The organism is Amycolatopsis sp. NPDC054798, assembly GCF_053611505.1.
On record NZ_JBSHAM010000009.1, the window covers coordinates 42,784 to 69,754 of the forward strand.

The following is a 26,971-nucleotide window of genomic DNA, read 5'->3' on the forward strand; positions in this document are numbered from 1 at the left end:
GTTTGTTCCGGTGCTGATGTACGAGCGGGCCAGCGAGACGGATCTGGCGGGCCGATGAGCAGTGGTTTGCTGAGCGTTCGCCGCGATAGCTTCGCCGGGCCACGTTTCGGCGTTCGCTTCAGGGGAGTGATCGAGCGGCGCTCCGCCGTGCCGGGCCGGGAGGTGGCCAGCCGGGTTCGGAAGTGTCAGAGCCAGGGCAGCCACTCTCTGTGATTCGGGACCCATTGCCACCTCCTCGCCGAGACGGGACCGCCGGGGCGACCTCGGCCCGGGAGGCGGTCCGCCGCATCCAGGGGTCGGCTCGAAGTCGCGACTGCGGGAAAATGTAACCGCGGGCACATCGACACTCAACGCAAACCTGAAGAAAAGTCAGGAAGGGCAGTCGACCTGCACAAACATGCCAGAGCGGCCGGCAGTTGCCTGGGCCAGACCAGCTTGACCTGGCATCCGGGAGCGCCTGCGGCGCATAACCGACCCCCTGACGCGAGCCCTGAAGCCGGGGTGTACTGTATGTCCATACGAGATGCGGAGTTCACCTCTGCTTCGGGGCTATGGCGCAGCTGGTAGCGCACCTCACTGGCAGTGAGGGGGTCAGGGGTTCGAGTCCCCTTAGCTCCACCGTGACGAAACACCGCCCACCGGATCTAAAGGTCCAGGCAGGGCGGTTTTTTCGTATAGCAGCATCCTGAGATTTGCGATGCCGAACTCCAGCTACCGTTCAGTAGCTGGAGCAATCCTGGAGCAGGCCGCGACCCCGTTTGAATGTGGGCACCGGCGCTGCTCCAGAACAGCCGACCTATTGGGCGATATCGCAAAGGTTCTTCGGCGTATGAAGTCGCGGACGCTCAACTGAGCGAAAGCGATCTGCCGGGCCGCAGCACAGCGTTTCTGGGAGGGTAATGGGCTTCGACAGCCCTGTTCGACTCACCAATGATCATTTGGCTGACGCGCGGAGAGACACTGGCTGGCTGCCTGCAATTCTGGAATCTGCGCGCGCTCCGCCCCCTCCGTATGGCCTCGATGGTCGTGTAGTAGTCGATCAGGTTGCGGCTGGCCGGGTCGGCGGCGACCCAGTCCGCGGCTAGCGGGCTGCGGACCGCGGTGACGCGGCCGCCTTCGTCGTAGAGGTAGTCGTTGTTCTCCGCCCCGGGGTCTTCGATCCGGGCGAGCCGACCCTGGACGTACCATAATGCGGTGTCGGTGCCGTCCCAGTAGCTGATCCGGCAGAGCATCTGCGACGGCGGCAGCGCATCGGCTCCGGCCGGGACTTTGATGCTGCCGTAGCAGTCGTCGCCGGCGCGGTTGTAGTGCAGCGTGTGCGCGCGACCCCGACACCGGATCCTTGATCTGCACCAGCCGCGACGGGGCGCCGTTGTAGACGTTCTGCAGCGCAGCGGGTTTGCGCGAATCCAGCGCCGAGGCTTGAGTGTCGAGCTTGCCGTCGGCGCGGAAGGTGAACACGGTGCCACCCTCGTGCAGCGTGACCCGCCCGCCGGTGTCGAGTGCGAGGACGCCGTCTTCGCCCTCGGGCGGGGTGTAGCCGCCGGTGCTCTTCTTGGTCCAGGCGTGCTTGGCACCGGTGGCGTCGGTGAGGACGATGTTCTGGTCGGTGATCTTGGCCTCGGTGTAGCTGGCACCGTCGCCGTCCAGGTCGGCCGAAAGCGTCCAGCCCTGCGGCAGGGCTGGCAGGTCGTTGGTGAACAGCCAGTCCGCCGGGACGATCTGCGGCGCGACGGTCGTGTTGTCGGTGGTGCGGACGAACAGCCGCATCTTCGCCGCGCCGGTGGCTTCGGCGTTCTCGACCTTGATCGGCACCCGCTGCCCGGCGGTCAGCGTCACGTTGGTCGATTCGGTCCAGTTGACGTCGCTGGGGACGCCGACGTCGTAGACCTTCGCGCCGTTGACCCACACGACCGCGCCGTCGTCGTGCACCCCGGCGAACTGGTACGTGCCGGCGACCGGGGCCTGGAAGAAGCCTTCCCAGCGGGTGACGAACCAGTCCGCGGGCAATGCGGGCGGGAACGGCGACGCGGTGCCCCAGTCGACGTTGACCTGCGGTTCGGTCCGCACCAGCACCGGCTGCTGGGCGTCGCTGATCAGGCCGTTGTGCGAGAGGTCGACGAAGTAGGAAGCCTTGAGGCCCTTGGGTTCCCGCTGCTGGGAGTTGAAGGTGAAGCTCAGTCCGGCGTTGCCGCCGACGGTGGTGAATGTCGGGGTCTGCTGCGACAGCGACGCGTTGCCGTTGGCCAGGTTCACCGTCACCGGGCCCGCGTCGTCGGTCGGGGACGGACCGCGGTCGCCGATCCGCTGGTCGGCTTTCAGGTGCCCGACCCAGGTCGAGGTGATCGTGGTGGAGCCGCTGAACGTCATCGCCTGCCAGGTGTAGGCGACGCCGTCCTGCAGGACGCCGGGCGGGATCGTCCAGGTCGGGGCGGGCAGGCAGCCGGACGCGACGATTACGCCGGACTTCGCGTCCGAGCCGGTAGCGACGCGGAAGCAGTACTTCACCGCGTCGCCGTCCGGGTCGGTGACGGGCTTGACCGACAGGGTCGGGGTCAGCGTGGTGACCACCGAGTTGTCCGCCGGGGCGACCAAAGTGGTCGCTGAAGCGGGGCTTCCGGTGTCGACGGTGAGGGTGGCGTTGAGGTTCTTGTACGTCCAGGTGCCCGGGTTTTCCGCGCCGAGCATCATGAAGAACACCGAGCCGTCGCGGGCGTTGACGCGGTCGCGGATGAAGCTCGTGAGGCCTTCGCCGACGAAGCTGCCGACGTCGCCGACGAGTGCGCTGGTCATGTACCCGCCGACGCCGTTGAAGTTGAATCCCGAGGCGTGGTAAAGGTTCGCGTTCCAGGTCTTGAGCGACCCGACGACGCTGGTGTTGCGGGTCAGGTCCATCCGCGCACCGACGACGGTCTTGCCGAACAGCGGCGCGTAGTCCATGTGGAACACGCTGCGGTTGTAGGTGTCGCCCTTGGCCTGGCTGTTGCCGATCCGCAGCCCGCACGCGTCGCAGTTCGTCCCATCGGAACGATACGAGTGCGATTCGGTGACGCCGTAGGTGAACGTCGGGTCGATCGACACCGGGTAGACCCGCTTCGGGTCCTTCAACCAGTTCGCGTCGACCGAGACGGTCAGCCACCACTCGTCACCGGCCTGCTCGAGACCGTAGGCGCCGCCGGTCATCGCGGGCGCGGTCTCACCCTTGCCCGCCGAATCCCAGGTCTCCACCGGCGGCAGCACGATCTTCGCCCTGCCGTCCTTGTCCAGCAGCGAGACCGATCCGGCCTTGGCATCGAGTTTCGGCGTCAGGCCGCCGGTGGCAAGCTTGAACCGCCAGCTCGACCGGCCGTCCGCGGGCGGGCGCTTGAGCTTGATGGTCTCCTTCACCGCGCCCGGCGTGATCTCGTACGCCAGATCCGTGCTCGCAGCGACCTCGGGATAGGTCACCGAATCGCCCTTCACCGCAGCCTGCGCGGGAGCGGCCTGATCCAGCGCGAGACTCGCGGTGTGCCCGGCCGATTCCACCTGCAGCACCGCCGCATCATCCGCCTTGCCCGCCAAGGACGGGCTCAGCGGGTGCTGGTCGGCATCGGACCGCTTGGTCGCCGGGTCGGCTTTCAACGTGGTGTCGACCGGCTGCCACGCGCCCTTGTCGTCCTGGAAGTTCTGCGGCTGGTTCGACTGCCGCACCGAACGGGTGCCGTCCGGGTTCTCGTACTCCGTCGTGAACATCGACCGCGACACCGGCTTCGAGCGCTGCGGGTCGAAATGCGTCCCCGCGCCGCCGTCCAACCGGGACAGCCCGGAGAAATCCGCGCTCGACGGCTTCGCAAGCTGGGGCGTACTCGGCGGTGGCGACGGCAGGAACGGGACGTCGTGCGGATCGACCCTCGCCGGTGTCTCTGCCGGTCGTGCCGGAGCGGCGACCGCTTCGAATGTCCCTCCCCGCGACGCGAACTCCAGCTCGCGCCAACCCGAAAGCACGGCACCGGCAGCTCCGCACAACACCGGCCCGACGCGCTCATACCCGCTGGCCAGGGCACCCGGAAGATCTCGTTCCTCCAGGCTGCGAACCAGTAATCGCTTTGTCCGTATTGTTCCGTTACATCCAGAACAGAGAGCAAGGACACTCTTGTCCAGACCACCCCGGACGCGGTAAAAGCAGCAGGTCACACCGCAAAAACTCCGCCGTACGCGGCGGATGGGTTCGGCAAGCGGCCGACCGGGTGACGATCACTTCGCTAGGAGAGACCTTGACCGCGCTCGCTTCACCGCCCGCCGCGCTTCCTGCTGTCCGGAGATTCCGCGCCGGGGTCGTCGCGCTGGCTGTCTTCGCCGCCGTGCCCGCCGCGCTGGCGTTGTGGACCGCCTTGCGCGCGCCGCGCGGTCACGTCCTGCTCGACTACTGGCACGTGCTCGCGAAAATCACCGACGACCGCGGACATCTCTTGCTGGACCAGGTGTTCACCTACCACCTCGACCAGCCCTTCGTGATCCCCTCGCTGCTGTTCTACGCCGACGCCGCCTGGTTCGGCGGCGACAACCGCGTCCTCACCGTCCTCACCGTCGTCCTCGTCGGCGGGATCGGCGCGTGCCTGTACTCGATGCTGCCGGGTTCCCTTTCCCCGCAACGGAAAGCAGCACTGGCCGCTGGGATGTCGTGGCTGCTGTTCACCTCGCACCTGGCCGAGATCTGGCTGCAAGGCACCAACGGCATCAGCTGGATCCCCGCCGTCTTCTTCACCGTCCTCGCCGCCGCCCAAGCCCACCGCGGCCGCACCTGGACCGCCGCCGCAGCCGCCCTGCTGGCCAGTCTCAGCTTCGGAGCCGGACTCCCTGCCTTCTTCATCGTCGCCGCGATCTTCTTTCTCCGCAAAGAGAACCGGGGCAAAACGTTCGCGATGGCGGCCGCAGGAATGGTCGTCCTCGCCGGCTGGCTGCTCACCAAACCCAGCGGCGCCCAATCTCTGGCCACCACGGCGCTCGACCCCGACGGCCGCCTCTCCGTCGCCGCCGCCGCGCTCGGCAGCCTGTGGTCCGGCGACCAAGCCGTCATCGCAGTCCTCGCCGGAGCCCTCACCGCCGCACTTCTCGTCGCCTGCACCATCGCGGCGAAAAACGATGGGCGCGCCGCGGGATGGATCGGGATCGCCGGATACGCCGCCGCGCTAGCCGTGCTCGTCGCCCTCGGCCGCACCAGCAACCTCGCTCCCGGCGGGAACATCGGCCTCATCAGCCGTTACGCCATCGTCAGCACCCTCGCGCTCATCGCACTCCTCGCCCTCGCGACCATTGTCCGTCCACAGTGGCCGCTCACCGCCGTCGTCATCGGCATCTGCGCCATCTCACTGACCACCCACGCCCTCGGCGGCACCAAAGCCGACCTCACCCGCCGCGGCTACGCCCCGCTCGCCCTCGCCCCCATCGCCCTGCGCACCCAAGCCACCGACGTCCTCGACCAGCTCCACATCCAACGCCAAGTCATCCCCGCCGCCACCGCCCTCGGCGCCTATCCCTTCAACCCCCACTTCACCCTCGGCTGCCACGGCCCCGAACTCGGCACCACCATCAACCCCAACACCGCCACCGATCTGCCCGCCGCCCACGGGGTCGTCACCACCCCGCACCCCACCGGCGGCACCCTCATCACCGGATGGACCGATCTCCACCCCGACTGCGTCCTCGTCACCGACCCCACCGGTACCGTCACCGGCGGAGGCATCACCGGCCTGCCCTCCCCCGCCCCCGGCATCCCCGACGGCAACGCCTGGCAAGCAACCGCACGCCCCGGTGCCGAGCCAGTCACCGTCTACGCCGTAACCGGCGGCCGCCCCTATCGCCTCCACGAATCCGCCTCTAGTCCGAACTGAACATGAAAGCGATATCTTCTCGCCAGCGACGGCCAGCGACTGGCGCTGAAGCCCCATGGGTACAGCAGTCGACCATGGACACCGGTAGCCTGGCGCTCGCTTCAGCCGTAGCTGCGCAATTATTACTGGCTTGGTGTCCTTCTTGGACAGTCCAGAAGCAAGGGCTGCAGCGAACCAGCCCCAGTTCCCCCGTCTCGTGCCCAGTCGGGACAGGGGCACGCATGCGCGCATCGACGGTGGAGGGGTGCGGACGTATTCCTCTTCCGTCGAAGAGTGCCAGTCGAGGGGCCCAACGTCCGACGAACCAGTCCTGTGCCAGCACGGGCGCGAAGATCCGAGCACTACCCCCAGTCGTTGTTGACCTGCGGCTCGTTGCGCACCAGCACAGGATTCGTCCGGGGAGTCGGAGCGAGTCGAGTCGTTGAAGCACGACGCGCGCAGACCGGACGGGTCGGATTGCTGGGAGTTCCAAGCAAAAGTCAGCCCAACCGTGCCGCCGACGCCGCTTGTGTGAGTGAGCAGGCGGCGGGGGGCGGAGCTTCGGTGACGGCCGGAGCGCTCAGCCAGAACCCGGGCATATAGTCGCGGACGCGGCGATCAAGATCCATCTTGCCATCGGTCGCCAGCTGCTGGATCATCTAGCCGATCTTGAATACCGAGTCGGTGGTGGCCTCGACCCAAGTGCGCAGGCTCAGCACGCCGCAGCTTCGTTCTTGACCTTCTTGCAGGCCACTTCCCCGTACGTCGTGCTTCGCGATGAGCTCGCTCAGGCTCCATCCCACTCCGGCAGCCCAATGGCGAGCCCTTCCTTCACTCCGGGGACGGAGAAGACAGCTCGACGGGTTCACAACCAGCTTGCACAGTGCAGGACGAGGCATCGAGGGTGACGTCTGATCGCCGCCCAGGCGGACCACCGCCGATCACAAACGTGGCCAGTCCTCCACTCTCAACCGGGCACGGCCGTCGACGAACGAGAACTCGCTCCGCGCCGAACCCGGCAGACACGACTGTCGCAGTCCGGGCTTCATTCCGGCACCGGCACACCCTCATCCGTTCTCCGGCGGCCACGGTTTGCCACCTGGCGTCAGCACCCTGAGGCAACGCAACGGCCGGTGAGCCCGCAGCGCGAACTCGATAGCCTCTTCAACCGATTGTCCCAGTTCCCAAATCCACCCCAAGCCAGTCGCGACGACGTGCCCCGACTCGCCGACGAAGACGCTCGAGGAACTCAACCACTCGCCGAGCGGGTACCACACGTCGCCAAGCTCTCGGCTGAGTTCCTCAGCAAGAGCAAAGTGCCCGAAGCCCGCGAGAACAGGGTCAACGGTCAACGGCTCGTCGTTGCTGAAGTTCGGCCCGTCCACATTGATCGGGCCGAGAGTCAAACCGCCGAATGAACGGAGAACCTCAGCCGCGACATCGCTCACGCGATATCCCTCCGGCGCGAGCGCTGTCACCCAGGAAGAAATATCAACGTCCCGGCCGGGCGTCCAGCCTGAGGCGCGAAGTTCTTCAAGAACCTCGTGAGAAAACATCTTGCGAATCCTCAACTATTCCGATCCGATTCCGAGCCCGTCGAGCAACCGCCTGCATCTTCCGCAGGGATAGGCGGGTGTTCCCTGCTCCGCGGCTCGAGGAGACCGTGGATTTCGAACGTTGACTGTGCGCATGTCTCCACCAGAAATCGCACCTGGGCCCTCTGCTGCGTATGCCTGGATAAGGCAACCGACCTCAGCGCAGCCACCGTGATGTCCAGCTGAAGAAGCGGCGTCCTGAAGCTCGGGCATTTCTTGCAAATCGCCGTTCGTACCGTGCCGGTTCGTGCTGTAGTACCGATGTCCCGAAGGCGAGGTGTACTCCGATGCGAACTTTGTGCCCGGCACCTCCCGTTGGCTGGCAGCGTAGGTTTCGAGAGCATCGCCGCAGTTGTGGACGAGGACCGGAGTGTCCCCAGCGTAGACATAATACGCGTGCAGCTCATCGATCGTCAGGTCATACGTGACCTCCGTCGAGTGGTACGGCGTCACCTCCTCGACAGTCGCCTCGCCGCCGTCGGCCGTCTGCAAGCGGTCCCCCGCCTGCAGATCCACCGCCTCGACAAACGCGCCGCGCGTGACGTCGTAGAACGGGTGGTGATACGTCGTCGTCAACGTCGCCGGAGCCGCCGAAGCCGGAACCCCGCCGCCGGTCACCACGGCCGCCGCCAGCGCCAGGCCCGCTGCCGCACGGCTCACCGCGCGGCGGAGGCGGCTCGGTTTCACCTTCAGGTCCACGAAATCGTGATCCGTCTCCGTCACGATCACCCGGTCGACCGGGTGCGTCTCCAAGCCCGCCTTGCCCGGCTTCGAGTTCGCGATCCGATCCCCGACCTTAAGCGACGAAATCGGCTTGCTCGAACCGTCCGCCAGCAACACCTTCGTGCCGGCCAGGAAGCTGTGGCACTCCGCTGGCGCTTCCGCGGAACTGCGCCCGCGAGCCCGCAGACCGCCTGCCGCCCCGAACGCCGCGCCGCCAGCACCGCCTGCCAGCGCGCCGGAGCCGGCGGCCGCGAGCGCACCGCTCACCGAGCAGTTGCGACCGCAGTTCAATCCGTAACCGGCCAACGCCGTCACACCGCCGCTGACCGCACCGGAACCCGCGCCCACCAGGCCTTGCGTCGCGGCCTCCGGAAGGACACCGTTCAGCGCCTCCGACACCAGCTTGCCGCCCAGCGGGCCTGCCAGCCCGGCACCCAGCGCACCGCCCAGCGCACCGAGGCCGACCGCTTCGACCGCACCGCCGACCGAGCAGTTGTGTGCTTTCGAGCAGTCCATTCCGTACGACACCGCACCGCCGACCGCGCCGCCGATGGCCGCACAGCCAACCGCGCCGATGCCCAATGTCGCCGCCGTGCACGCTGCACCGACCACGACGCCCGCTGCTATGCCCGCGATCGTCGACGCGTGTTCCTTGACGAATGTGGCCACGTGCGAAGCCGCTGATGCTGCTGCGTGGCCTACTGCCACCGCCGCTTTCGCTACCGCGTGGCCGACCGTTTTCGCTGCCGACACCGCGGCATGCGCGACTGCTCTCGCCGCGTGCGCCACCGCGTGTGCCGCGGTTTTCACGACTTTCGCGACCGCGTGATAAGCGGTTTTCACCACGTGCACCGCCGCCCGATACACCTTCCGCACGACGCGCACCACGTGGTGGTAGACGGTCCGCACCACCCGCGCCGCGGCGTGGTAGACGTCCCGGACGGCGTGGTAGGTCGCCACCGCCGCGTGCACGACCGGCTGGACCACATACGTGTTCACGAAATGCGCGACCGGCTGGACGACGTTGTGGTAGACGAACGACGCGGCCGGTTTGACGAAGGTGTTGTTGAACCAGTCGAACAGCCCGTGCCCGGACGGGTCCGTGCCGGTCATCGGGTTGTCGTCGACGTAGGCGAACTTGTTGGCCTCCATCGGGTTCGGCACCGGGTTGTTGGACACCGTGTCGCGGTTCATGAACTGCCCGACCGCCGGGTTGTACCAGCGGGCCGCCATGTTCACGTTGCCGGTGGAGCGATCGGTCCAGCCCGATTGGTAACCCAGCTGTCCCTTCGGGTTCTGGGAAGCCAGCACGTTTCCGAACGGGTCGTAAGACGTCGAACCGTCCAGTGCGGACCCGTTGGCCGTGAACGTCCCGACGACGTCGGTGTGCTGGTCGACGAACGCGAACGCCCCGGTGCCGCCGGTGGCGACGCCGACGAGGCCGCCGCCAGGATCGCGGCTGTAGGTCGACGTGCCGTCCGACGCGACCGCGTTCCCCAGCCCCGAGAAGGAGAACGTCGCGACGGTTGCACCGGTGTCGGTCGTCGTGTCGGTCAGGTTCCGCGCCAGCGCGTCGTAGCCGAAGGACTGCGTCCCCTGCTCGGCCATCTGCCCGAACGCGTCCGAACGAGACATCAGCGTGCCGGTCGACGAGGCGCGCTCCTGCAGCGTTCCCCTTGCGCTGTAACGATAGGTGTTCGAACCGTCGGACGTCAGCTCGTCGCGCTCGTTGTAGGTGTAGGTCGAAGAGCCGACCTTCGTGCGGTTGCCCGCGGCGTCATAGCCGTAGTCCACCGTGCTCGTGCCGTTGTTCCACGACGCGAGCCGGTTGGCCAGGTCGTAGGTGTAGGTGTTGGCCGCCGACGCCGCGAAGCCCGCGGTGGTCTTCGAGGTGAGGTTGTCGTCGGCGTCGTACCCATAGGTCACCGAGGCGATAGCCGCTCCGCCGGCCGTCTTGAGTGCGTCGCCGGTCAGCCGGTGCAGGCCGTCGTAGCTGTAGGTCCGGGTGTTCCCGGTGCCGTATTTGACCCCGCTGATCTGGTTGAGCGCGTTGTAGCTCAATGTCTGGGCGCCGCCGGTGGCCGCGTCGCTGATGCTGGAAAGCCGGTCGGCGCTGTCGTAGCCGTACGACGTCGTGCCCGCAGCGTCCGTGCGGGCGCTCATCAGCCCGTCGGCGGTATAGGCGAACGACGACGAGCCTGCCGAACCGTTCGCGGTGAGCAGTGCGCCGCGGTCGTTGTAGGTGAAGGTTTCGCTGGTGGCCGCCTGGTGATCCGCGTGGCCGGCGGTGCCCGCTTCGGTGGTGGCCGCCGAAGTCATCCGCCCGGCCGGGTCGTACCCGAACGTCCGCGTCGCCGTGGCGGCGTCGGCTCCGCTGCCGGACTGGCTGGTGAGGTTGCCGTCGTCGTCGTAGCCCGCCGACACGATCACCCCACCCGGCTGCTTCTGCTGGACCTGGCGGCCCGCGGCGTCGTAGACCGCGGTGAAGGTCCGGTCCGCGTCGGCGGTGTAGATCGCCGTGGCCGGAACGAGCTGGGCCTCCGGGAGGTTCCACGGGTTGTAGCGGGTGATGGTCGCGTTGCCGCGGCCGTCGGTGAACCGGGTCCGGTTGCCCGCCGCGTCGTAGCCGAACGCGGTGGTGATCGACGAGGTCGCCGACACCGGCTGGATTTCGCTCGCCAGCCGGTTCGCCGCGTCGTAGGTGAACGTCCGCGACGTGCCGCGTCCGTCCACACTGGACGTCATCCGGCCGCCCGCGTCGTAGGCCGCGGACGTCTGCTGCAGCACCGCGCCGCTGGCGTCCTTGCGGGTCACCTGCACCGGACGGCTCGACTGGTCGTAGGCCGTCGCCGTCGAGGTGCCGTCAGCGGCGGTGACCGACGCCTTCTCGCCCAGATAGCTGTAGCCGTAGCGGGTGGTGTTCCCCGCGGCGTCGGTGATCGACGTCGTTTCGCCGAGCGCGTTGTAGCCGTAGGACGTCACCGCGCCCGCCGGCGTCGTGGTCGAAGCGAGGTTCGCGCCGCCCGGATTGCTGCCAGAGGCGGCGTAGGAGTTGGTCGTCGTGGCGGTCAACGTGCTCGGGTAGCGCTCGAGGACGGTGGCCGTCAGCGGCCGGGACAGGAAGTCGTACGTCGCCTCGGTACGGGCACCGTTCGCGTCGGTGATCGAGAGCCGTTCTCCGTTGGTGTCGAAAGTCGACACGGTCTTCGCACCGGATGGTTTGGTGACCTGGACGACATTGCCGAGCTGGTCGTAGTCCGCCTTCGTGACGTGGCCGAGCGGGTCCTTGTCGGAGACGACCTGCCCGAGTTTGTCGTAGGTGCGCACGGTGGTCGCCGTGATCGGCGCGCCGCCGCCGGGCGGGGTGTAGTTCGGGTTGGTGACCGAGACGGGCCGTCCCGACGCGTCATAGACGGTCGTGACCTGGTTCCCGTTGGGGTCGACGGCTTCAACCGGCTCGCCGAAGGTGTTGTAACCGGTCGTCGTGACCGGGTGCACCGCCGCCGGTGCTCCGCCGTTCGTTTCGGCGTTGACCGTCGGCGCTGTGGTGACGGCGGGCTTTCCGGCCTCATCGTAGGCGTAGGAAGTAGTGCTGCCGTTGGCGTCGGTCATCGAGGTCGGCAGACCCCGCTGGTCGACCGTCCACTTGGTCGTTTCAGCAGGCGACGACGCGACGGTCCCGCCGCTGCGCCCGCCGTTGTAGACGGTCGAGACCTCGGCCGCCGAGAGCGCCCGCGAGTAGGCCTGGACTCCGCTGACCTGGCCGGTGGCGTAGTTGCCGTTGGCGCCGTTGTACCAGCCGTGGCCGATCACCAGCGGCCCGTTGGCGGCGGCCGGCGTCGGGTCGGTAGCGCTGCCTGCCGCCGACCCGTTGACGTAGAGCGTCATCGCGCCGGTGCCGGAGTCGTAGACCCCGGTGAGCTGAGTCCACACGCCTGCTTGTGCGTCGGCGGCCGACTCGGCCCGGTAAAGCGTGGCGTTCGACGCGTCCGTGCCGAACCTCGAGAAGGACCACTTGTGCGTGCTCGGGTCGTATTCGAGGTAGAGGCCGCTCATCACGTTGGCCTTCTGGACCACGTAGGTCTGGAACCCCGCGCCGAACGCCGCCGGTTTGACCCAAGCGGACACGGTGTAACTCGCCGCGGTGTTCAGCACCGGCCCGCCGGTGGCGATCTGGGAGGTTGCTCCGTCGAGGTTCGCGGCGTCGCCGGACCACGTGACAGCCGTGGCGGTGGCAGTGTTGCCGCTCCCGGAAGAATCGACGACAGCGGTGCCCGAGGCTTGGTTCAGCTTCCACCAGCCGACCGGGTGCCCGGTGCCGTCCGCGGAGATCGAACGCGAGGTGAGCACGCCCATCGGGTCGTAAGTCGTGCTGACCGTGCGGCTGCGGCCCGATGGATCGGACTGCATGGTCGTCGCGACCTTGTCGTCCGGGGTGTAGGAGACCGACGTCGCGCGCGCGGCTCCGCCCGGGTCGTCGACGGTCCGCTCGACACGTCCCGCGGCGTCCACTGTGGACGCCGCGGTGTTCGCGCCGTTGCCGGTGACCTTGCCGACCAGATTGCCCGCGGCGTCATAGGTGTTGGATTCGGTGACGAACGACTGCTGCCCGCTCGGGTCCTTGCGCGTGACTGTCGCGGTGAGCCCGTTGTCGGTGTAGGTGTAGGCGGTGACGTTGCCCATCGAGTCCGTTTCCGACGCCAGGCGCCCGGCCGGGTCGTAGGCATTGGACTTCTGGGTCAGGAACGTCGCGGCCTTGGGGTCGACGGGGCTGCCGGTGTACCAGACGCCCTGGGACAGCAGGCGTCCTTCGCCGTCGTAGGCCCAGTCGGTTTCGGTGCCGTTGGCGTCGGTTTCGCTCTTCTTGTTGCCGTAGGCGTCGTAGGTGTAGGAGGTGACCGCGCCGTTCGCGTCCGTAGTGGACACGACCTGGTCTTTGTCGTTGTAGGTCGAGCTGGTGGTGCGGGCCGAGTCGGCGCCGGTGCTGTCGGAGACCGTCTGGGACACGAGGCTGCCGTCGGCGTTGTACACGCTGGAGGTGACGGCGGTGTGCACCGCGCCGGTGACCCGGTCGGTCACCGCCGGGTCGGTCTGCGAGACGACTTGGTCGTTTCCGTCGTAGGTGTAGGACGTGACCAGCCCCGCCGGGAAACTGTCGGAGACCGCTGTCTTCGTCAGCATCCGCCCGAGCGGATCGTAGGTGAAGCGGGTCACCAGGCCGTCGGCGTTGGTCGTGCTCGCGACGTCGCCGTTGCGCAGGTAAGCGATCTGGTTGACCGCCCCGCCGGGAGAGACGGTTTTCACCGGCAGGCCCGCGGGCACCGTGCCGGAATCGGCCGCCGGGAAGGCGGAGGTGCCGTCGCTGTAGGTGATCTTGGTGGTGCGCCCGTTCGGGAAGCCGGGCACCGGCGGCGTGGTGACCGTGGTGCGGTTGCCCGCCGTGTCGTAACCGAATGTCGTCAGATACGCGGGATCGGTCGCGTTCGCCGAACGCGGATCTCGCGAAGTCAGCATCAGGTCGTTGCGCGCGTCGGCCGTGGTCAGCTGCGGGGTGGTGTCGTCGGGGAAATAGGTCGAGTACGAGGTGGAGCACTTCTCCGCGGCCTGGTTCTGGCACGTGGTCTGCGAGACGACGTTGCCGCGCACGTCGTGGCCGACGGTGACGACGTTGCCGTTCGGGTCCGTGGTCGTGTGCAGAAAGCCCGAGGTGTCGTAGCCGTAGCTGGTGCGCTTGCCTCCGGTGTCGGTCTCGGAAACCTTGTGGTTGCCCGCGCCCGGGTCGTACTGCTGCACCGCGGTCTTGCCGCCGGGATCGGTGATCGTCGCCGTGGTGAGCGGCGCAAGCCCCTGGGAGTTGCCCGCGGCGAGGAAGTGCTGGGCGACTTCGGACGCGGACAGTGCCGACCGGTAGTAGGCGACCTCGCCGATCGAACCGGCGAAGTAGTTCCAGGTGTTCCCGGACGGCGCGGCGGGCCAGCCGTTGCTGTTGAAGACAGCGGCTCCGACGAAGTTCAGCGGGTCGTAGTTGCCGATCTGGCCGGACAGCGTGCCGATCTGTTTGCCGTCGAGGTAAAGCGCCTGAGAGGTGTTCGCTCCGGTCAGCACGACGTGATGCCACTTGCCGTCGTTGACCTTGGCGGCCGAGGCCATGCCTGCCACGGTGGTGTCCCAGAAGTGGCCGTGCAGTTTCCCGTCGGTTCCGACGTACAGCACCGGCATGGCTCCGCCGGACGGATTCGCTGTGCCGAGCGCGGAACTGCCGGTCGAGAAAAGCGCTCCGGCGGCGGTGGACGTCGTCGAGAACCACAACTCGACCGACGACGTGCTCGACGCGCTCACCAGGTGGTCCGGCAGCGTGACGCCGCCGACGGTGCCGGGGAACCTCGCCGCGGTCGAGTCGGTGAACCGGCCGGGGACGCCGAGGGTCGCGTTGGTGTAGACCGAAGGCCGGTAATTGACCTCGCCCGCGGGTGCCGCGGCACCCGGTGCGTCCGCCAGTCGCTGGTACAGCTCAGGTTGCGAACCGAGGACGGCGCCGCGGTAGACCTGGCTCGAACCGGTCGCGGTCAGCGGGGCGTACTTCCAGGTTCCGCCGTTTTCGTCGCCGATCTGAGCGACCGCTTGGGAAACCGGGTCGTAGGAGACGGTCGTGTGCACCGCTCCGGTGGGCCGGGTGATCGACGTGAGCAGGCTCTCCTGCTGTTTGCCCGACTGGTAGAGCGGCAGTTCCCGGGGTCCGGGGACAGACTTGTCCCAGATGCCGACGTCGGCGATCTGGCCGTTGAAGAACGTCGCGGTGCCCGGCTGGCCGGCGTGGGACTGGTCGGGCCATGCGTTGCCGAGGAACCCGGCGCCGATGTAGCGGTTCTGCGGGCCCATCGGCACGATCGCGCCGATCGACGAGCCGACGAACTGGCCGTCGAGGTACATGCCCTGGCTGGTCGAGGAATGCGTGAAAACGACGTGGTGCCAGGCGTTGTCGTTGACCGGATTGGCGGTGGCGATCGTCTTGGTCGTGTCTCCGGTCCAGTACTCGCCGATCAGCTTGCCGTCATTGCCGACGTAGAGCGCCGGGGTGTACTGCGAGGCCGGGCTCGTGGCCTCGGTCAGCGGCATGGTGCTGTAGGAGAACAAGACGCCGTTGGTGGCCGCGGTCTTGAACCACATCGAAACCGACATCGTGTTCGGTGCGTCCGCGTCCGCGCGCGGGAGCTGCAGGTACGACGAGGTGCCGTTGAACCCGGCGGCCGTCGCGCCGGATCCGGCGAGCGGACCGGGCTGTCCGAGAGCGACGTCGTGATAGGTGCCGGCGTCAGTGCCCTCGTTGGTCAGAACCGCGCTCGCGGCGGTGGTGCCGGTTGTCTCGGCCAGCGGCCAGAACGAATGGGGGCCGAGGTCGAGCACGCTGGTGCGGTAGGGCGAACCCGAGGTGTAGCCGTAGCGGGTGCAGCCGGTCGTCGTACCCGGCGGGCAGACGCTGGCGAGCTGGTCGCCGGTGTAGTTGTAGGTCCAGGTGAGCGGTTGGCCCGCGGTGAGGTCGTCGGTCGAAACCGCCGCCACGTGCGGGCTCGTCGCACCGGTCGGCGTGGTCCAGCTCAAGTGCAGCGCACGGCCGGAAACCGCGGACGTCAACGCCGTGACTTGGCCGCCCGACACCGTCAGGTTCACGGTGCGTCCGCTCGCGTCCGCGATCGACGAGAGCCGGTAGACGCCGGACCCGAGCGACTGCGTGAAGGTGTAGACGGTGTCGTTCTTGTCGGTGAGGCTGTACCCGCCGGTGATCGCCTTGAACGTGGCGAATCGGCCTGCTGGCGGGGAAAACGTGCCGTCGGCGTTCTTGCCGTACCCGACTTCGGATCCGTCGGGATAGGTCACGAGAACGCTCACGACCGCGCCGGAACCGTCAAAGTCGTACTGCTCGGCCGCGCGGGCGTCGAACACGCTCGACCAGCCCGCGCCGAACGCGCCGGTCGACCGCGGATCGCGGGAGTTGTAGTCGCGCACCACCGACAGCGCCGGGCCGACCGTGCGCACCTCGGCATCGGTCGCCGAAGTCGTGTAGTTGCCGATGCTCGGTTCGACGCCGTGCACGCCGGTGTTCTGCGACAGCGACGACGTCACCAGCGGCTGGTCCACCTGGACGGTGAGCGGGTTCCACGGCGGATCGGCCGAATAGGACGCGCCGTCGTAGGCCTGCACTGCCCAGTAGTAAGTCTGGTTGTACTTCAGCTTTCCGGCAGGCACCCGCCAGGTGCCTTCGTTGACCAGACCGGAATCGGCGATCGTCGCGCCCGTCGAATCCGCCACCTGGTAGCGGTACTTCACCGCGCCGGGAGAGGCGTCGATGTCGTGGGCGGTGGCGAACAGGAACGGCACCAGGCTGGTCGTCGTCCCGCCGGAACCCGGGTAGGCCGAGTCGACGACCGGCGGCACGTTCCCGCTCGTCGTCAGCGACAGCACCGGCTGATAACCGGCGTTCATCAGCCAGGAGTCGAACTGCTTCCAGTGCGACGCGTCATTGGTCGCCGCGTAGACCGCGAGTCCGTTGTCCGCAACGGATCCGTTGGCCCAGCCGGTGAACGTCGCCGTGGACAGCGGCACGCTGACCCAGTCGCCCTTGGTCCGGTCTGCCGCGCGGTTGGCGCACGCGGTGGGCACCGTCGGGGTGGCGTTGCCGATGCTCGCGCCGTAAGAAGGCCCGGGGTAGGCGGTCACGGTCGATGGCGTCCACGCCTGCGTCACTGGCGCTACGTCGAAGCGCGTGGGGGTGCACGTCGAAGCCCACGTGTCGAACAGCTTCAGAGTTGCCGCGCTGACCGTGACTTGCGAGCCGTCAAGGTCTTTGGGGAATTGCAGGAACGTGTTCGCCGAGTCGGGACCGGAGTTGTACGACCCGATCTTGACGACCTTCTCCATCGAGTGGTCCCCGGGCGCGCCGATCTCGGCGTAGGTCGACGCCGGTGCGTCGGTGAAGGTCGGGTCGACGGTCACCGGGAACACTCGCGCCGGATCGGCCAGCCACTTCGGGTCAAGCGTGACCTTCAGGGCGGGCTTGCCCGCGGCGGTCGTCAGCTCGTAGCCGACGGCATACGTTGTGGCAGGCTCGCCGGAAACCGGGTCGACGTGCGAGTCGAAGGCATAGCCGCGCGGGATTCGCTGCCGGATCGCCCCGGCGCCGTCGAGCAAACTCACCGAGCCGTCGGCTTCCAGCCGTGGCGTCAATCCGCCGAGCGTCAACGGGAACACCCACGTGTTCGCCGCGGTCGCCGAGTGCAGGACCAGCGATTCCTTCAGGCCAGTAGTGGTGGGTTCGAGCGCGAGGTCGGTTCCGGGCAACGCATCCGGATACGTCGCGGCGCGGCCATCGACGCGCGGTGCCACGGAACGGGCGCCGTCGAGGCCGTAGGAAATCGTGTGCCCGGAGTCGACCGTCAGCTTCGCCAGCGCCGGATCCGCTGCGTTGCCTGCGAAATCGACCGACAACGAGTTCGCGGCTTCGTGCCAGCGGCCGTCCTGGGCGCCGTGAACCGTCGTGTCGATCGGCTTCCATCCCCAGGGGCCGTCGGCGAAGTTGACCGGGCTGCGCGTGTAATCCCGCGTGACCGAACCGTCAGCGTTGACGAAGTAGTTCATCGTGGCGCTCGACTTCAGCGCGTCGCGCCGGCTCGTCGCCGCGTCGAATCCGCGGGTGGCGACACCGCTCGGCCCGGGCTTCACCTTCCGCGAATGGCCGCGATCCTCTGGCAGCTCACCGGGTCCGGTGCCGGGAGCGTCGCCCGTGCCGCCGCTCGCGCGGGTCGACGCCGTGCTCGCGTCGTGCGACTTGCCTTCGGCCGTACCGCCCGCTTGCCGCGGTGTCGCACCCCAGTGCGGGGAGCCGGACGGCGCGGAACCGGAGAACAGCGAACCGAGCCACGAGCCCAGTTCCGTGATCGGCCGCTGCCCCGCGGCCAGCTGGGCCCCGTCTGCCTGCCCGGTGCCCAGAGAAAGACCCAGGCCCAGAAGTATTGCGGCAGCACAGGATCTCGCGACGCCTCGGCGCACTGGTTCCCCCTCGATGAGGCCCGTCTCCGCGGGCGGCGAGAAAGTTCACCACACGGGCGACTGTCCAGAAAAGACTCCTAAACGACTAATCCTCGCGATACGCACCACTCGAAAAAACGGACAAATAATCCATAAATTGGATGAACGGGCACTAATTCCTCAGTGCCCGGCGGCGCGCGCCGCTGCCCGGACGGTTTCGGCCACGTCGCCGCGAACGTGATCGGTTGCCGGCACAACGGAAACATTGGCGCTCTCGCGACCGGAGCCGCCGACCGTGACGAAGCGGATGGCGGGACGCGCAGCGGCCTGCGCGAGCGCCGCCGACGTGCCCGGCTCCCCCACCGTGAGGACGACGTCGCATCGCCGTTGTGCCAGGGAATTCAGATATGGCAGGTAATTCGCTTCAGTAGCCGGCCCGGACGCGGCGAGGTAGGAGACCTTGATCCGGGTGTCACCCGAGACGTCCTGCAAGCCAGCCCAGACCGGACCGGCACCGGGACTCGCGAGACCTTGCCCGCCGGTCAGCAAGCAGGCCGAGAAGTCGGCATAGACCCGCGCCCGCGCGGGCGGCAGGTCCGGATCCTCGACGGAAGGCCACCACACCACCACGGCCACCGCACCGGCGACGACAATTCCCGCCGCCGCGACCAAACCCCAACGCCGCACGAGTCCCCCTCGTTCCGCGCCCGTCGCCGGACGTACTCGCGGTAGTGAGCCCTACCGCTTCGGGGACAGTACGGCGCCGCTTCGCTCCACGACAGTTCCCGGCGAGCGGCAGCTCGCACGGGCGGCCGGCATGCTGCCGACCGCGCGGATTCGGCTGGGGCACGCGTTCCGGATCCGGCTCACGACGCTCATCCGTTTCCCGCTCTTCTCGCGACGGCACCTCAGAGACCTCGACGGTCCAGGGTTTCCCCGCTCCGCTCCGGACTCCCGGCGACAGCGGTGTGGACAGATACCGGGTGGAGGTTCGCAGTGGGATGGTTTCGTACTGCGGTGAGCGCAGGCGCGGTCTCCGTTTTGCTCACGTGCGGATTGGCCGGGACACCGGCCACCGCGTCCGGAAGCCCGGCGGTCCCGAGCACGCCGAAGGCAAGCACACCCCCGCATCCGGGCTCGGACTACCTGGGCTCCACGATCGGCAAGGAGCCTGCCGCGACACCGAAAGCCACCCCGCGCACTGCCATGGCCGCGGGCGTCTCGACGCCAGGCATGGACGGTCCCACTACCAAGGCACAGTCGGCTGGGGCGCGGCAGCGGGCAACTGCGCGAAGTTCGCGTACATGAAAGCTACCGAGAGCACGACCTGCCCGACACCTCGAGCGGCGCGGCACAGGCGCAGTTCTTCCTCAACCACGGCGGCGAGCAGGTCGCCGACGGCAAAACCCTCCCGCCCGTGCTCGACATCGAGTACAACCCCTACAGCACTGCAGATTGGGCGGGGTGGTGCTACACCATGACCCCCGCCCAGATCCGCGTGGATCACCGACTTCACCACCACCGTCCACGACCGCACCAACCGGTGGCCGGTCATCTACACCACCAACGGCTGGTGGAACCACTGCACCGGCAACAACCTCGGCTTCGCCCACGATCCATTGTGGATCGCCAGCACCATCACCAGGCCCGCCAGCTGGACCGGCTACACCTTCGCCCAGACCGCGACCTCCGGCACCTGCCCCGGCGACCAAGACGTCTTCAACGGCAGCCTCACCGATCTGCAAACCCTCGCCGCCGGCACCGAACCGGACAAGATCAGCGAGCATTACATCGCCCTCGGCGGCGCGACGTCCTACCTCGGCACCCCGACCGGCAACCGCTATCCGGCCGCGGGCGGCTGGGCGCAGAACTACCAGTACGGGTCAGGGACGTGCCCCGGCCATACTGGCAGTGAGGGGGTCAGGGGTTCGAGTCCCTTTAGCTCCACAAGTTCACAAGAACCCTTCGATCGCACAGTTGTGCGGGTCGGAGGGTTCTTTGTATTTGTGCCATGAACCGGTGTGATCAGCCCGTCGGCGGCTGGGCGGCTTGAGCAGGTGCTTCCGGTTCGCGCCTGGCGACAGGGCTGGGTGGAGCCGTTGGCAGGGGTTTCAGCTAGCCGGGGCGTGGTCGTCGTCGAGTGGGCTGGCATCGGTCGCTGATGTGGTTCATGCGTCCACTCCTAGCGCAGTGGTGCCGCTTCACGGCGTCGTTCCGAAGTGGACGGCTGAAGCGCATGGACGCAGCTCTCGAACCGGCTACCTCACCCAACCGCCGTCCGGGGATTGGCTGACGACGGCTACTTGGGTGGTCTAGTCGGCAGCTCCCGTCATTCGCCGGGAAGGGAGAGCGGTCACTGACTGCGGAGATCAGGGGACGACGCGCGCAGGTCGCTGTTGTCCTGAAACGTCGTCGCGCGAGCGCTGAAGAGCGGGGGCGGCGAGTCCAGAGCGAACGACGGCCCTGGACGCCGAGGAGGGGCGGCTCCGCCGAAAGTACGGAAGTTCGCAAAATGCCGTTGTTACGGCGCGGCCGGGCAAAGCGGCGGATTGCACGCCGATGCAATAGAGGGATTCTGTCCCAGCAAGCGAGAAGCCAAGCGGGTCGTTCACGATGTCGAATGCCGCGGACAACTCTGGGGAACAACAGAAACACCCTGCGTCGCCAGCCCGCTAATAAATAACCATTCGCCGACCCTGCAGCAACGGGCAGAAATGTTGCCCGGAACTGCAAATAGAACTCGCCGCATGCCGGAAAATGCGGCACCGCCCGGCCGCGATAATTGATTCAACACCGTACCGGCGAGTACGACAAGGTATTCGCCGGAGAAGCGGCTCCTGGTGGAGGTAGCACCACTGTCCCTACTGGTGTCAGCACCACCATCGGGAGGTCGGGAGCAACAAATGGGGAACGGCCTTCCTATTGCCAGCGGGAAACTGTCGCGCATGACGCCAACTCATTACCCCAATCGGAGGTAGACCGACTTTTCAATGTCTGACATGCTCGGCTCGGCCGACAGCTCGGTGCGTGGGGTCACTTGAGACGGGCTATTTTTCCTCAGGGGTAGATATGGAAATTGAGCTATTGGGATCGGTGACCCTCAGGCAGGCCGGCCGGAGGCACGGAGTCGCTTCGCGAAAGGTGCGGACTGTGCTCGCGTTGCTGGCCTTGTCGCCGGGGGTGCCGTTGTCCTTGGACACGCTCGCGGACGAGCTGTGGGCCGACAAACCGGTCTCCAACGTGCGCAACGCCTTGCAGGCCAACATCGCGCGGTTGCGGAAACTCGTGTTCAACGTGACCGGCGAGCGCGAGGTGGTCCGCACGGTCAGCAGCGGCTACCTGATGACCGTGCCCGCCGAAGCGGTGGACGCGCATCGGTTCTCCGCTCTGGCACAGCGCGGCGGCGCGCTGCTCGGGCAGGATCCGCGCGCTGCCATCGCGGTTTTCGAGCAGGCGCTGCGGCTCTGGCGCGGGCCGGCGTTGCTCGACGTGGCCGATTGCACCCGTTGCCGGATGGCGGCCGAGCAGCTCAACGAGCATCGGCTGTCCGTACAGGAGGATCTGATCTCCGCGCGGCTTCAGGTCGGGGAGCATCACGGGCTTTCCCATGACTTGAAACAGCTTGTCGCGGAGAATCCTGCTCGTGAGCGGCTCAGCGAGTACCTGATGATCTCGCTTTACCGCGACGGCAGGCAGGGCGAGGCGGTGTCGGTGTTCCACAGCACCCGGCAGTGGCTGAGCGCCGAACTCGGGCTGGAGCCCGGGCCGGGGCTGCGCCGGTTGTACCAGTCCATCCTGATGCAGGACCGGGTTCTCGACTGAGCCGTCGTTCTCACTTCCACCGCGTCAGCTTGGCAGTCCGCGATGACTGCCTGCTGACACCGCACCGACAGGGCCGTCGCGTCAGGGCGCTGTCAGAAGGGTGTCACTGCTCGCCGCTAGTTTCGGGCCGATCCCCAGAAACGGTCCCTGACTACCGGGAGTACCCCATGACGACAGCCGTCTCCGAACGCATGCAGCAGATCCGCGAGATCGTCTGCACGCACCTCGAACTCGACGACGCGGAGCTCACCGAAACCAGCGATTTCGCCGACGACCACGAGGCCGATTCGCTGTCGCTGATGGACGTGCTGGCCGCACTGGAGAAGAAGTTCGGCGTCACGATCGACCAGGCCCAGTTCGCCAGGATGACCAACCTCCGCGCGGTGTACGAGGTCGTCTCGGAATCCGCGAGCTGGTAGAGACCATGTCTTCGCAGCCGACGAGTATCGGTGCCCGGGTGGTCATCACCGGATGCGGTGTCGTGTCGAGCATCGGCATCGGGGTCCGGGAGTTCACCGCCGCACTGCGGGCCGGGCGCAGCAACGTCCGGCCGATCTCGGTGTTCGACACCACCGGGTTCGCCCACGACAACGGCTGCGAGGTCACCGACTTCGAGCCGGAGCGGTGGATCCGCACGCTCGATCCCGGCGACCTCGGCCGGGCGAGCCGGTTCTCCACCGCGGCCGCTCGCCTCGCCGTCGAGGATTCGGGGCTGCCGCTGGAAACCTTGCGCGCCGCGCGCACGCTCGTCTCGGTGGGCAGCACCGACGGCGAGGCGCACGAACTCGACGGGCTGGTGACGCAGGAGCTGTCCGCGGGGCTGGCCGGTCTCGACCCGGGACTGGTGCGCCGCACCTCCGCGGGCCGGCTGGCGACGTCGATCGCGCGGGAGCTGGAGCTGACCGATGTCGAGACCGGGACCATCGCGACGGCCTGCTCCGCGGGCAACTACGCCATCGGCAACTCGCTCGACGCGATCCGGTGCGGGGACGCCGAGTTCGCGCTGTGCGGCGGCGCGGACGCGTTGTGCCGCAAGACCTTCACCTCGTTCTACCGGTTGCGCAGCATCGCCCCGGACTGCTGTCGTCCGTTCGATCGCAACCGGATGGGCATCCTCACCGGCGAGGGCGCGGGCATTCTCCTGCTGGAGAGCCTCGACTCCGCGCTCGCTCGCGGCGCCCGGATCTACGCGGAAGTGCTCGGATACGGCATGTCGTGCGACGCGCATCATCCGGTGGCTCCGCATCAGGCCGGGATCGCCCGCTGCATGGAGCTGGCGCTGGCCGACGCCGGGGTCAAACCCGCCGAGATCGACCTGATCTCCGCGCACGGCACCGGGACCAAAGCCAACGACATGACCGAATCCGCGGCGATCCGCGACCTCTTCGGGCCGAAGCCGCCGCGCACCGTGTCGATGAAATCGATGCTGGGGCACTCGATGGGCGCGGCCAGCGCACTGGCCGCGATCGGCTGTTCGATCGCGCTCACCGAGCAGTTCATCCCTCCCACCATCAACCACCGCGACACCGACCCGGACTGCCCGGTGGACTGCGTGCCCAACGAATCCGTCGACGCCGACCTCGACATCGTGCAGAACAACGGCTGGGCCTTCGGCGGCAACAACGCCGTGGTCCTGCTCGGCCGGTACGAGCGGCAACCCCGAGAAGAGGCCGTGCGATGACCGCACCTGCCCGCCGCCGTCCGGTCATCTCGGCCTGGACGGCCATCTCCCCCTTCGGCTACGGCCGGGAAGCGTTCGCCGACGGCGTTCGCGCCCGGCGCGAGCCGGCCATTGATCCTGGCGGCGAAGGTGATCCGGCGGCCGTCGTACCCGACTTCGACGTGCGTGAGCTGTTCGGCCGCAAGAAAACCCGGGCGATGAACCGGGTCAGCGGGCTCACCGTCGCGGCCGCGCAGCAGCTGCTCGCCGACATGGAACTGGCTCCGGACGGCGACCGCGAGCACATCGGTTTCGTGCTCGGCACCACGACCGGCAGCGCGCAGAGCATGATGGACCTGACCCGCGCGTCGATCACCGGCGAACAGCCGGACCACGTCGAGCCCGCGGCCGTTCCCGGCACGGTGATGAACTGCGCGGCCGGGCAGGCCGCGATCTGGCACGGTCTCAAGGGGCCGAACGCGACGATCGCGGCCGGGCGCACCACCGGGTTGCAGGCGTTGAACTACGCCCGCCGCCTGCTGATGACCGACCGCGCGGCGCAGGTCCTGTGCGGGGCGGCCGAGGAGCATTCCGACGCCCGGTCCTGGCTTGAGCACCATCGGCGCGGCGGGGCGGCGACGCTCGGCGAAGGCTGTGCGATGTTCCTGCTCGAACCGGCGGATTCGGCTGATCCGCGCAGCGTGCTGGCGACGTTGACCGGCATCGACTCGCGGATCTGTCTCGACGGCGACCTGGCCGGAACGTTGCACGCCACGGTGTCCTCGCTGCTGAAGCGGTCTGGCGTCGCGGCGGAACGGGTGTGGGCGGCTGTCGGCAGTGGCTTCCCCGCCGGGTCGGACCGCCCCGAGGACAGCACGCTGCGGCAGTTGTTCGGCGACGAAGTGACGGAGCGCGTGCCGCCAGTGGATCTCATCGGCGACACCTCGGCGGCGACCGCGCTGTTCGGTTTGGCGTCGGTGCTCAGCATCGCCGATGGGGTCGACCACGGCGAACAAGACCACATCGTCGTTACCGCTTGCGATGACGACGGTTCGGTGGCCTGTGCGCTGCTGCGGCTCGGCGGTGAGCCGCGATGAGCAGGACAGCGCTCGTCACCGGTGGTTCTCGCGGGATCGGCCGGGCGGTCGTACTTCGCCTGGCGCAGGACGGGTTCGACGTCGCCTTCTGTTATCACAGCAACCAAACCGCGGCCGACGTCCTCGTCAAGGAAGTCCTCGACCTGGGAGTGCGGGTCGAGGCCACACAGGTCGATGTGGCGGACGGCGAGGCGGTCACGGCGTGGGTGGAGCGCACGGCCGACGAGTTCGGTCCGCCGGACGCTCTGGTCACTTCGGCCGGGATCACCCGGGACGGTTCGCTCGCGCTGATGTCCGAACCGGACTGGTCGAGTGTGCTGCGCACGAACCTCGACGGCGTCTTCCACGCGTGCCGTCCCGCCGTGTTCCGGATGATCAAACGTCGTTCCGGAAGCGTGGTGACGCTTTCGTCGGTGTCCGGCGTGCACGGCAATCCGACCCAGACTAACTACTCCGCGGCTAAGAGCGGCGTCCTCGGCTTTACGAAAGCGCTGGCCAAGGAGGTCGGCCGATACGGGGTGCGGGTCAACTCCGTCGCGCCGGGCCTGATCGAGACCGACATGCTCGGCAAGCTGAGCGAGGCGACCCGCGAGAAGATGCTGCGGGCCGTCCCGCTGCGCCGGTTCGGCAGGCCGGAAGAGGTCGCGGACCTGGTGTCCTTCCTGGTTTCCGAACGCGCCTCCTACATCACCGGCAGCGTCTTCGAGGTGGACGGCGGCTTCGTCGTCTAGCCGGTCCTCCCCTTTCCCCGCGGCAGCGCAGGCAGCGCGTGCCGCGTCCTATCCGTGCGCTGGCGAAAGGACGTCATGAGCGCCGACAACGGTTTCATCCCGCGGCTCAAGACCGCGATCATGGGCACGGCCGAGCACCCGCTGGTATTCCTCGGCAATTTCGAGGTCGAAGAGCAGTGGGCGGTCGACGAACAGGGACTGCCCCGGGTTTCCGCCCCGGGCGGCATGGCGGTCGTCAACAGCATGGACGAGTTCGCGTTGCTGCTGGGCGGGAAGCGGGACCACGTCGTGCTCAAGCACGCGCCGGACCCCGGCTACCGCAGCTATCTGGAGGGGCTCGGTCTCGATCTGCCGCAGATCCACGTGGTCGCGGACCCGGATCCGGCGCGCACGGTCAGCCAGGACGCACTGCACGATCCGTGGCTGATCGCCGCGCTTTCCGCGTTGCGCACTGACGAAGCGCATCTGCTCGCCCACGGCGTCTCCGCGGTGGAGGAAGAGCTGTCCGCCGCGACCGGACTGCCGTTGGCCGCCCCGGACGCGGCCAGGTGCAAGGCGGTGAACAGCAAGATCTACAGCCGGCGCGTCGCGACTCAGCTCGGGTTGCGGCAGCCGAACGGCTGGGCGTGCGACACGCTCGAGCTGCTCGACGAGGCCGTCACCGCCGCTGGCGCCGTGCTCGCGACCGGCCGGAAGGTCGTCGTCAAGGAGGCGTTCGGGGTGTCCGGGAAGGGGATCTCGGTCGTCTCCGACGAACGCAGGCTCGACCGGTTGCGCCGGATGATCTCCGCGACCGCGCGCCGGAGGGGCCGGGACCGGATCGCGTTCGTCATCGAGGAGTGGGTCGACAAGCGAGCCGACCTCAACTACCAGTTCACCGTGAGCCGGGACGGTTCGGTGCGCTTCGACTTCGTCAAGGAGCTGATCACCGAGCACGGCGTCCACAAAGGACACCGAATCCCGCCGCGGCTGGACGATGCGCAGATCGAGAGCATCCGGTCCGCCGCGCAGGCGCTCGGCGGGCAGCTCGCCGCCGACGGCTACTACGGCGTCGTCGGGGTGGACGCGATCGTCGAACCGGACGGCGGGATCTTCCCCGTGCTGGAAATCAACGCCCGCAACAACATGTCCACCTATCAGGTGCCGATCCAGGAACGCTTCGTCACCGCGGGCGAGACCGCGATGGCCCGGCACTACTCGCTGCGGCTCGGCGCCAGCGTCGGTTTCGACCGGGTCCGCGACGTCCTCGGCGACCTGCTGTTCGACGGCGCGGGCAGCGGCCTGCTGGTGAACAACTTCGCCACCGTCAACGCCGGTGCGCAGACCGCCGCCGGTGCGCCGTTCGCCGGCCGCCTCTACGGCGTGCTCATCGGGGACTCGGTCGCCGAGGTCGACCGGATCGACGCGCGAGTCGAACGCGCGCTGGCCGTCTTGCAGCAGGACTGAGCACCAGTTTCCGCCCAGCCGAAGA

At 67.9% G+C, this 26,971-nt stretch carries 13 protein-coding genes and 1 tRNA gene; 9 read left to right on the plus strand and 5 right to left on the minus strand.

Annotated features, from left to right (window positions below; translation table 11 throughout):
- Positions 1-545 precede the first annotated feature (545 nt).
- Positions 546-618, plus strand: a tRNA-Ala gene (locus ACWGIC_RS08165).
- A gap of 306 nt (positions 619-924) precedes the next feature.
- On the opposite strand, the gene ACWGIC_RS08170 is transcribed toward ACWGIC_RS08165, so the two are convergent.
- Positions 925-3,984, minus strand: a complete 3,060-nt coding sequence (locus ACWGIC_RS08170) for a PA14 domain-containing protein (protein ID WP_452075187.1) — start codon at positions 3,982-3,984, stop codon at positions 925-927.
- 269 nt (positions 3,985-4,253) lie between these two features.
- Here ACWGIC_RS08170 and ACWGIC_RS08175 point away from each other — a divergent pair, with 269 nt between their 5' ends.
- Positions 4,254-5,870 carry a DUF2079 domain-containing protein gene (locus ACWGIC_RS08175; protein ID WP_452075188.1) on the plus strand — a complete coding sequence of 539 codons (1,617 nt, stop codon included), beginning with the start codon at positions 4,254-4,256 and terminating at the stop codon, positions 5,868-5,870.
- A 479-nt stretch (positions 5,871-6,349) separates the two neighbouring features.
- Here the strand turns inward: ACWGIC_RS08175 and ACWGIC_RS08180 are convergent, their stop codons facing one another.
- The 4 genes from ACWGIC_RS08180 to ACWGIC_RS08195 form a co-directional block, all read right to left on the minus strand.
- Complete coding sequence (locus tag ACWGIC_RS08180) at positions 6,350-6,508, minus strand: hypothetical protein (RefSeq protein ID WP_452075189.1); 159 nt, start codon at positions 6,506-6,508, stop codon at positions 6,350-6,352.
- Between the two features lie 408 nt (positions 6,509-6,916).
- On the minus strand, positions 6,917-7,405 hold the full coding sequence (locus tag ACWGIC_RS08185; protein ID WP_452075190.1) for an SUKH-3 domain-containing protein: 489 nt from the start codon (positions 7,403-7,405) through the stop codon (positions 6,917-6,919).
- A gap of 15 nt (positions 7,406-7,420) precedes the next feature.
- Complete coding sequence (locus ACWGIC_RS08190) at positions 7,421-18,211, minus strand: LamG-like jellyroll fold domain-containing protein (protein WP_452075191.1); 10,791 nt, start codon at positions 18,209-18,211, stop codon at positions 7,421-7,423.
- A 159-nt stretch (positions 18,212-18,370) separates the two neighbouring features.
- The gene (locus ACWGIC_RS08195; RefSeq protein ID WP_452075192.1) at positions 18,371-18,877 is read right to left on the minus strand and encodes a hypothetical protein; all 507 of its coding nucleotides are present in this window, start codon (positions 18,875-18,877) and stop codon (positions 18,371-18,373) included.
- Between the two features lie 866 nt (positions 18,878-19,743).
- On the opposite strand from ACWGIC_RS08195, the gene ACWGIC_RS08200 reads away from it, so the two are divergent.
- The 7 genes from ACWGIC_RS08200 (at position 19,744) to ACWGIC_RS08230 (ending at position 26,946) form a co-directional block, all read left to right on the plus strand.
- On the plus strand, positions 19,744-20,205 hold the full coding sequence (locus tag ACWGIC_RS08200) for a hypothetical protein (RefSeq protein WP_452075298.1): 462 nt from the start codon (positions 19,744-19,746) through the stop codon (positions 20,203-20,205).
- Between the two features lie 1,054 nt (positions 20,206-21,259).
- On the plus strand, positions 21,260-22,012 hold the full coding sequence (locus ACWGIC_RS08205; RefSeq protein ID WP_452075193.1) for an AfsR/SARP family transcriptional regulator: 753 nt from the start codon (positions 21,260-21,262) through the stop codon (positions 22,010-22,012).
- A gap of 167 nt (positions 22,013-22,179) precedes the next feature.
- The gene (locus tag ACWGIC_RS08210) at positions 22,180-22,431 is read left to right on the plus strand and encodes an acyl carrier protein (RefSeq protein ID WP_037812007.1); all 252 of its coding nucleotides are present in this window, start codon (positions 22,180-22,182) and stop codon (positions 22,429-22,431) included.
- A 5-nt stretch (positions 22,432-22,436) separates the two neighbouring features.
- The gene (locus tag ACWGIC_RS08215) at positions 22,437-23,693 is read left to right on the plus strand and encodes a beta-ketoacyl-[acyl-carrier-protein] synthase family protein (protein ID WP_452075194.1); all 1,257 of its coding nucleotides are present in this window, start codon (positions 22,437-22,439) and stop codon (positions 23,691-23,693) included.
- A complete protein-coding gene (locus ACWGIC_RS08220) occupies positions 23,690-24,769 on the plus strand; it encodes a beta-ketoacyl synthase N-terminal-like domain-containing protein (RefSeq protein ID WP_452075195.1) in 1,080 nt (359 codons plus the stop codon). The genes ACWGIC_RS08215 and ACWGIC_RS08220 overlap by 4 nt, the downstream gene beginning before the upstream one ends.
- Positions 24,766-25,500 carry a 3-oxoacyl-[acyl-carrier-protein] reductase gene (gene fabG / locus ACWGIC_RS08225; protein ID WP_452075196.1) on the plus strand — a complete coding sequence of 245 codons (735 nt, stop codon included), beginning with the start codon at positions 24,766-24,768 and terminating at the stop codon, positions 25,498-25,500. The genes ACWGIC_RS08220 and fabG overlap by 4 nt, the downstream gene beginning before the upstream one ends.
- 75 nt (positions 25,501-25,575) lie before the next feature.
- A complete protein-coding gene (locus tag ACWGIC_RS08230; RefSeq protein ID WP_452075197.1) occupies positions 25,576-26,946 on the plus strand; it encodes a preATP grasp domain-containing protein in 1,371 nt (456 codons plus the stop codon).
- The last annotated feature ends 25 nt before the right edge of the window (positions 26,947-26,971 follow it).

Coding starts and splice junctions, on each gene's coding strand:
- ACWGIC_RS08180 (WP_452075189.1), bottom strand. CDS start 6,508: ATGATCCAGCAGCTGGCGACCGATGGCAAGATGGATCTTGATCGCCGC.
- ACWGIC_RS08185 (WP_452075190.1), bottom strand. CDS start 7,405: ATGTTTTCTCACGAGGTTCTTGAAGAACTTCGCGCCTCAGGCTGGACG.
- ACWGIC_RS08205 (WP_452075193.1), top strand. CDS start 21,260: ATGGAAATTGAGCTATTGGGATCGGTGACCCTCAGGCAGGCCGGCCGG.
- ACWGIC_RS08210 (WP_037812007.1), top strand. CDS start 22,180: ATGACGACAGCCGTCTCCGAACGCATGCAGCAGATCCGCGAGATCGTC.
- ACWGIC_RS08215 (WP_452075194.1), top strand. CDS start 22,437: ATGTCTTCGCAGCCGACGAGTATCGGTGCCCGGGTGGTCATCACCGGA.
- ACWGIC_RS08220 (WP_452075195.1), top strand. CDS start 23,690: ATGACCGCACCTGCCCGCCGCCGTCCGGTCATCTCGGCCTGGACGGCC.
- fabG (WP_452075196.1), top strand. CDS start 24,766: ATGAGCAGGACAGCGCTCGTCACCGGTGGTTCTCGCGGGATCGGCCGG.
- ACWGIC_RS08230 (WP_452075197.1), top strand. CDS start 25,576: ATGAGCGCCGACAACGGTTTCATCCCGCGGCTCAAGACCGCGATCATG.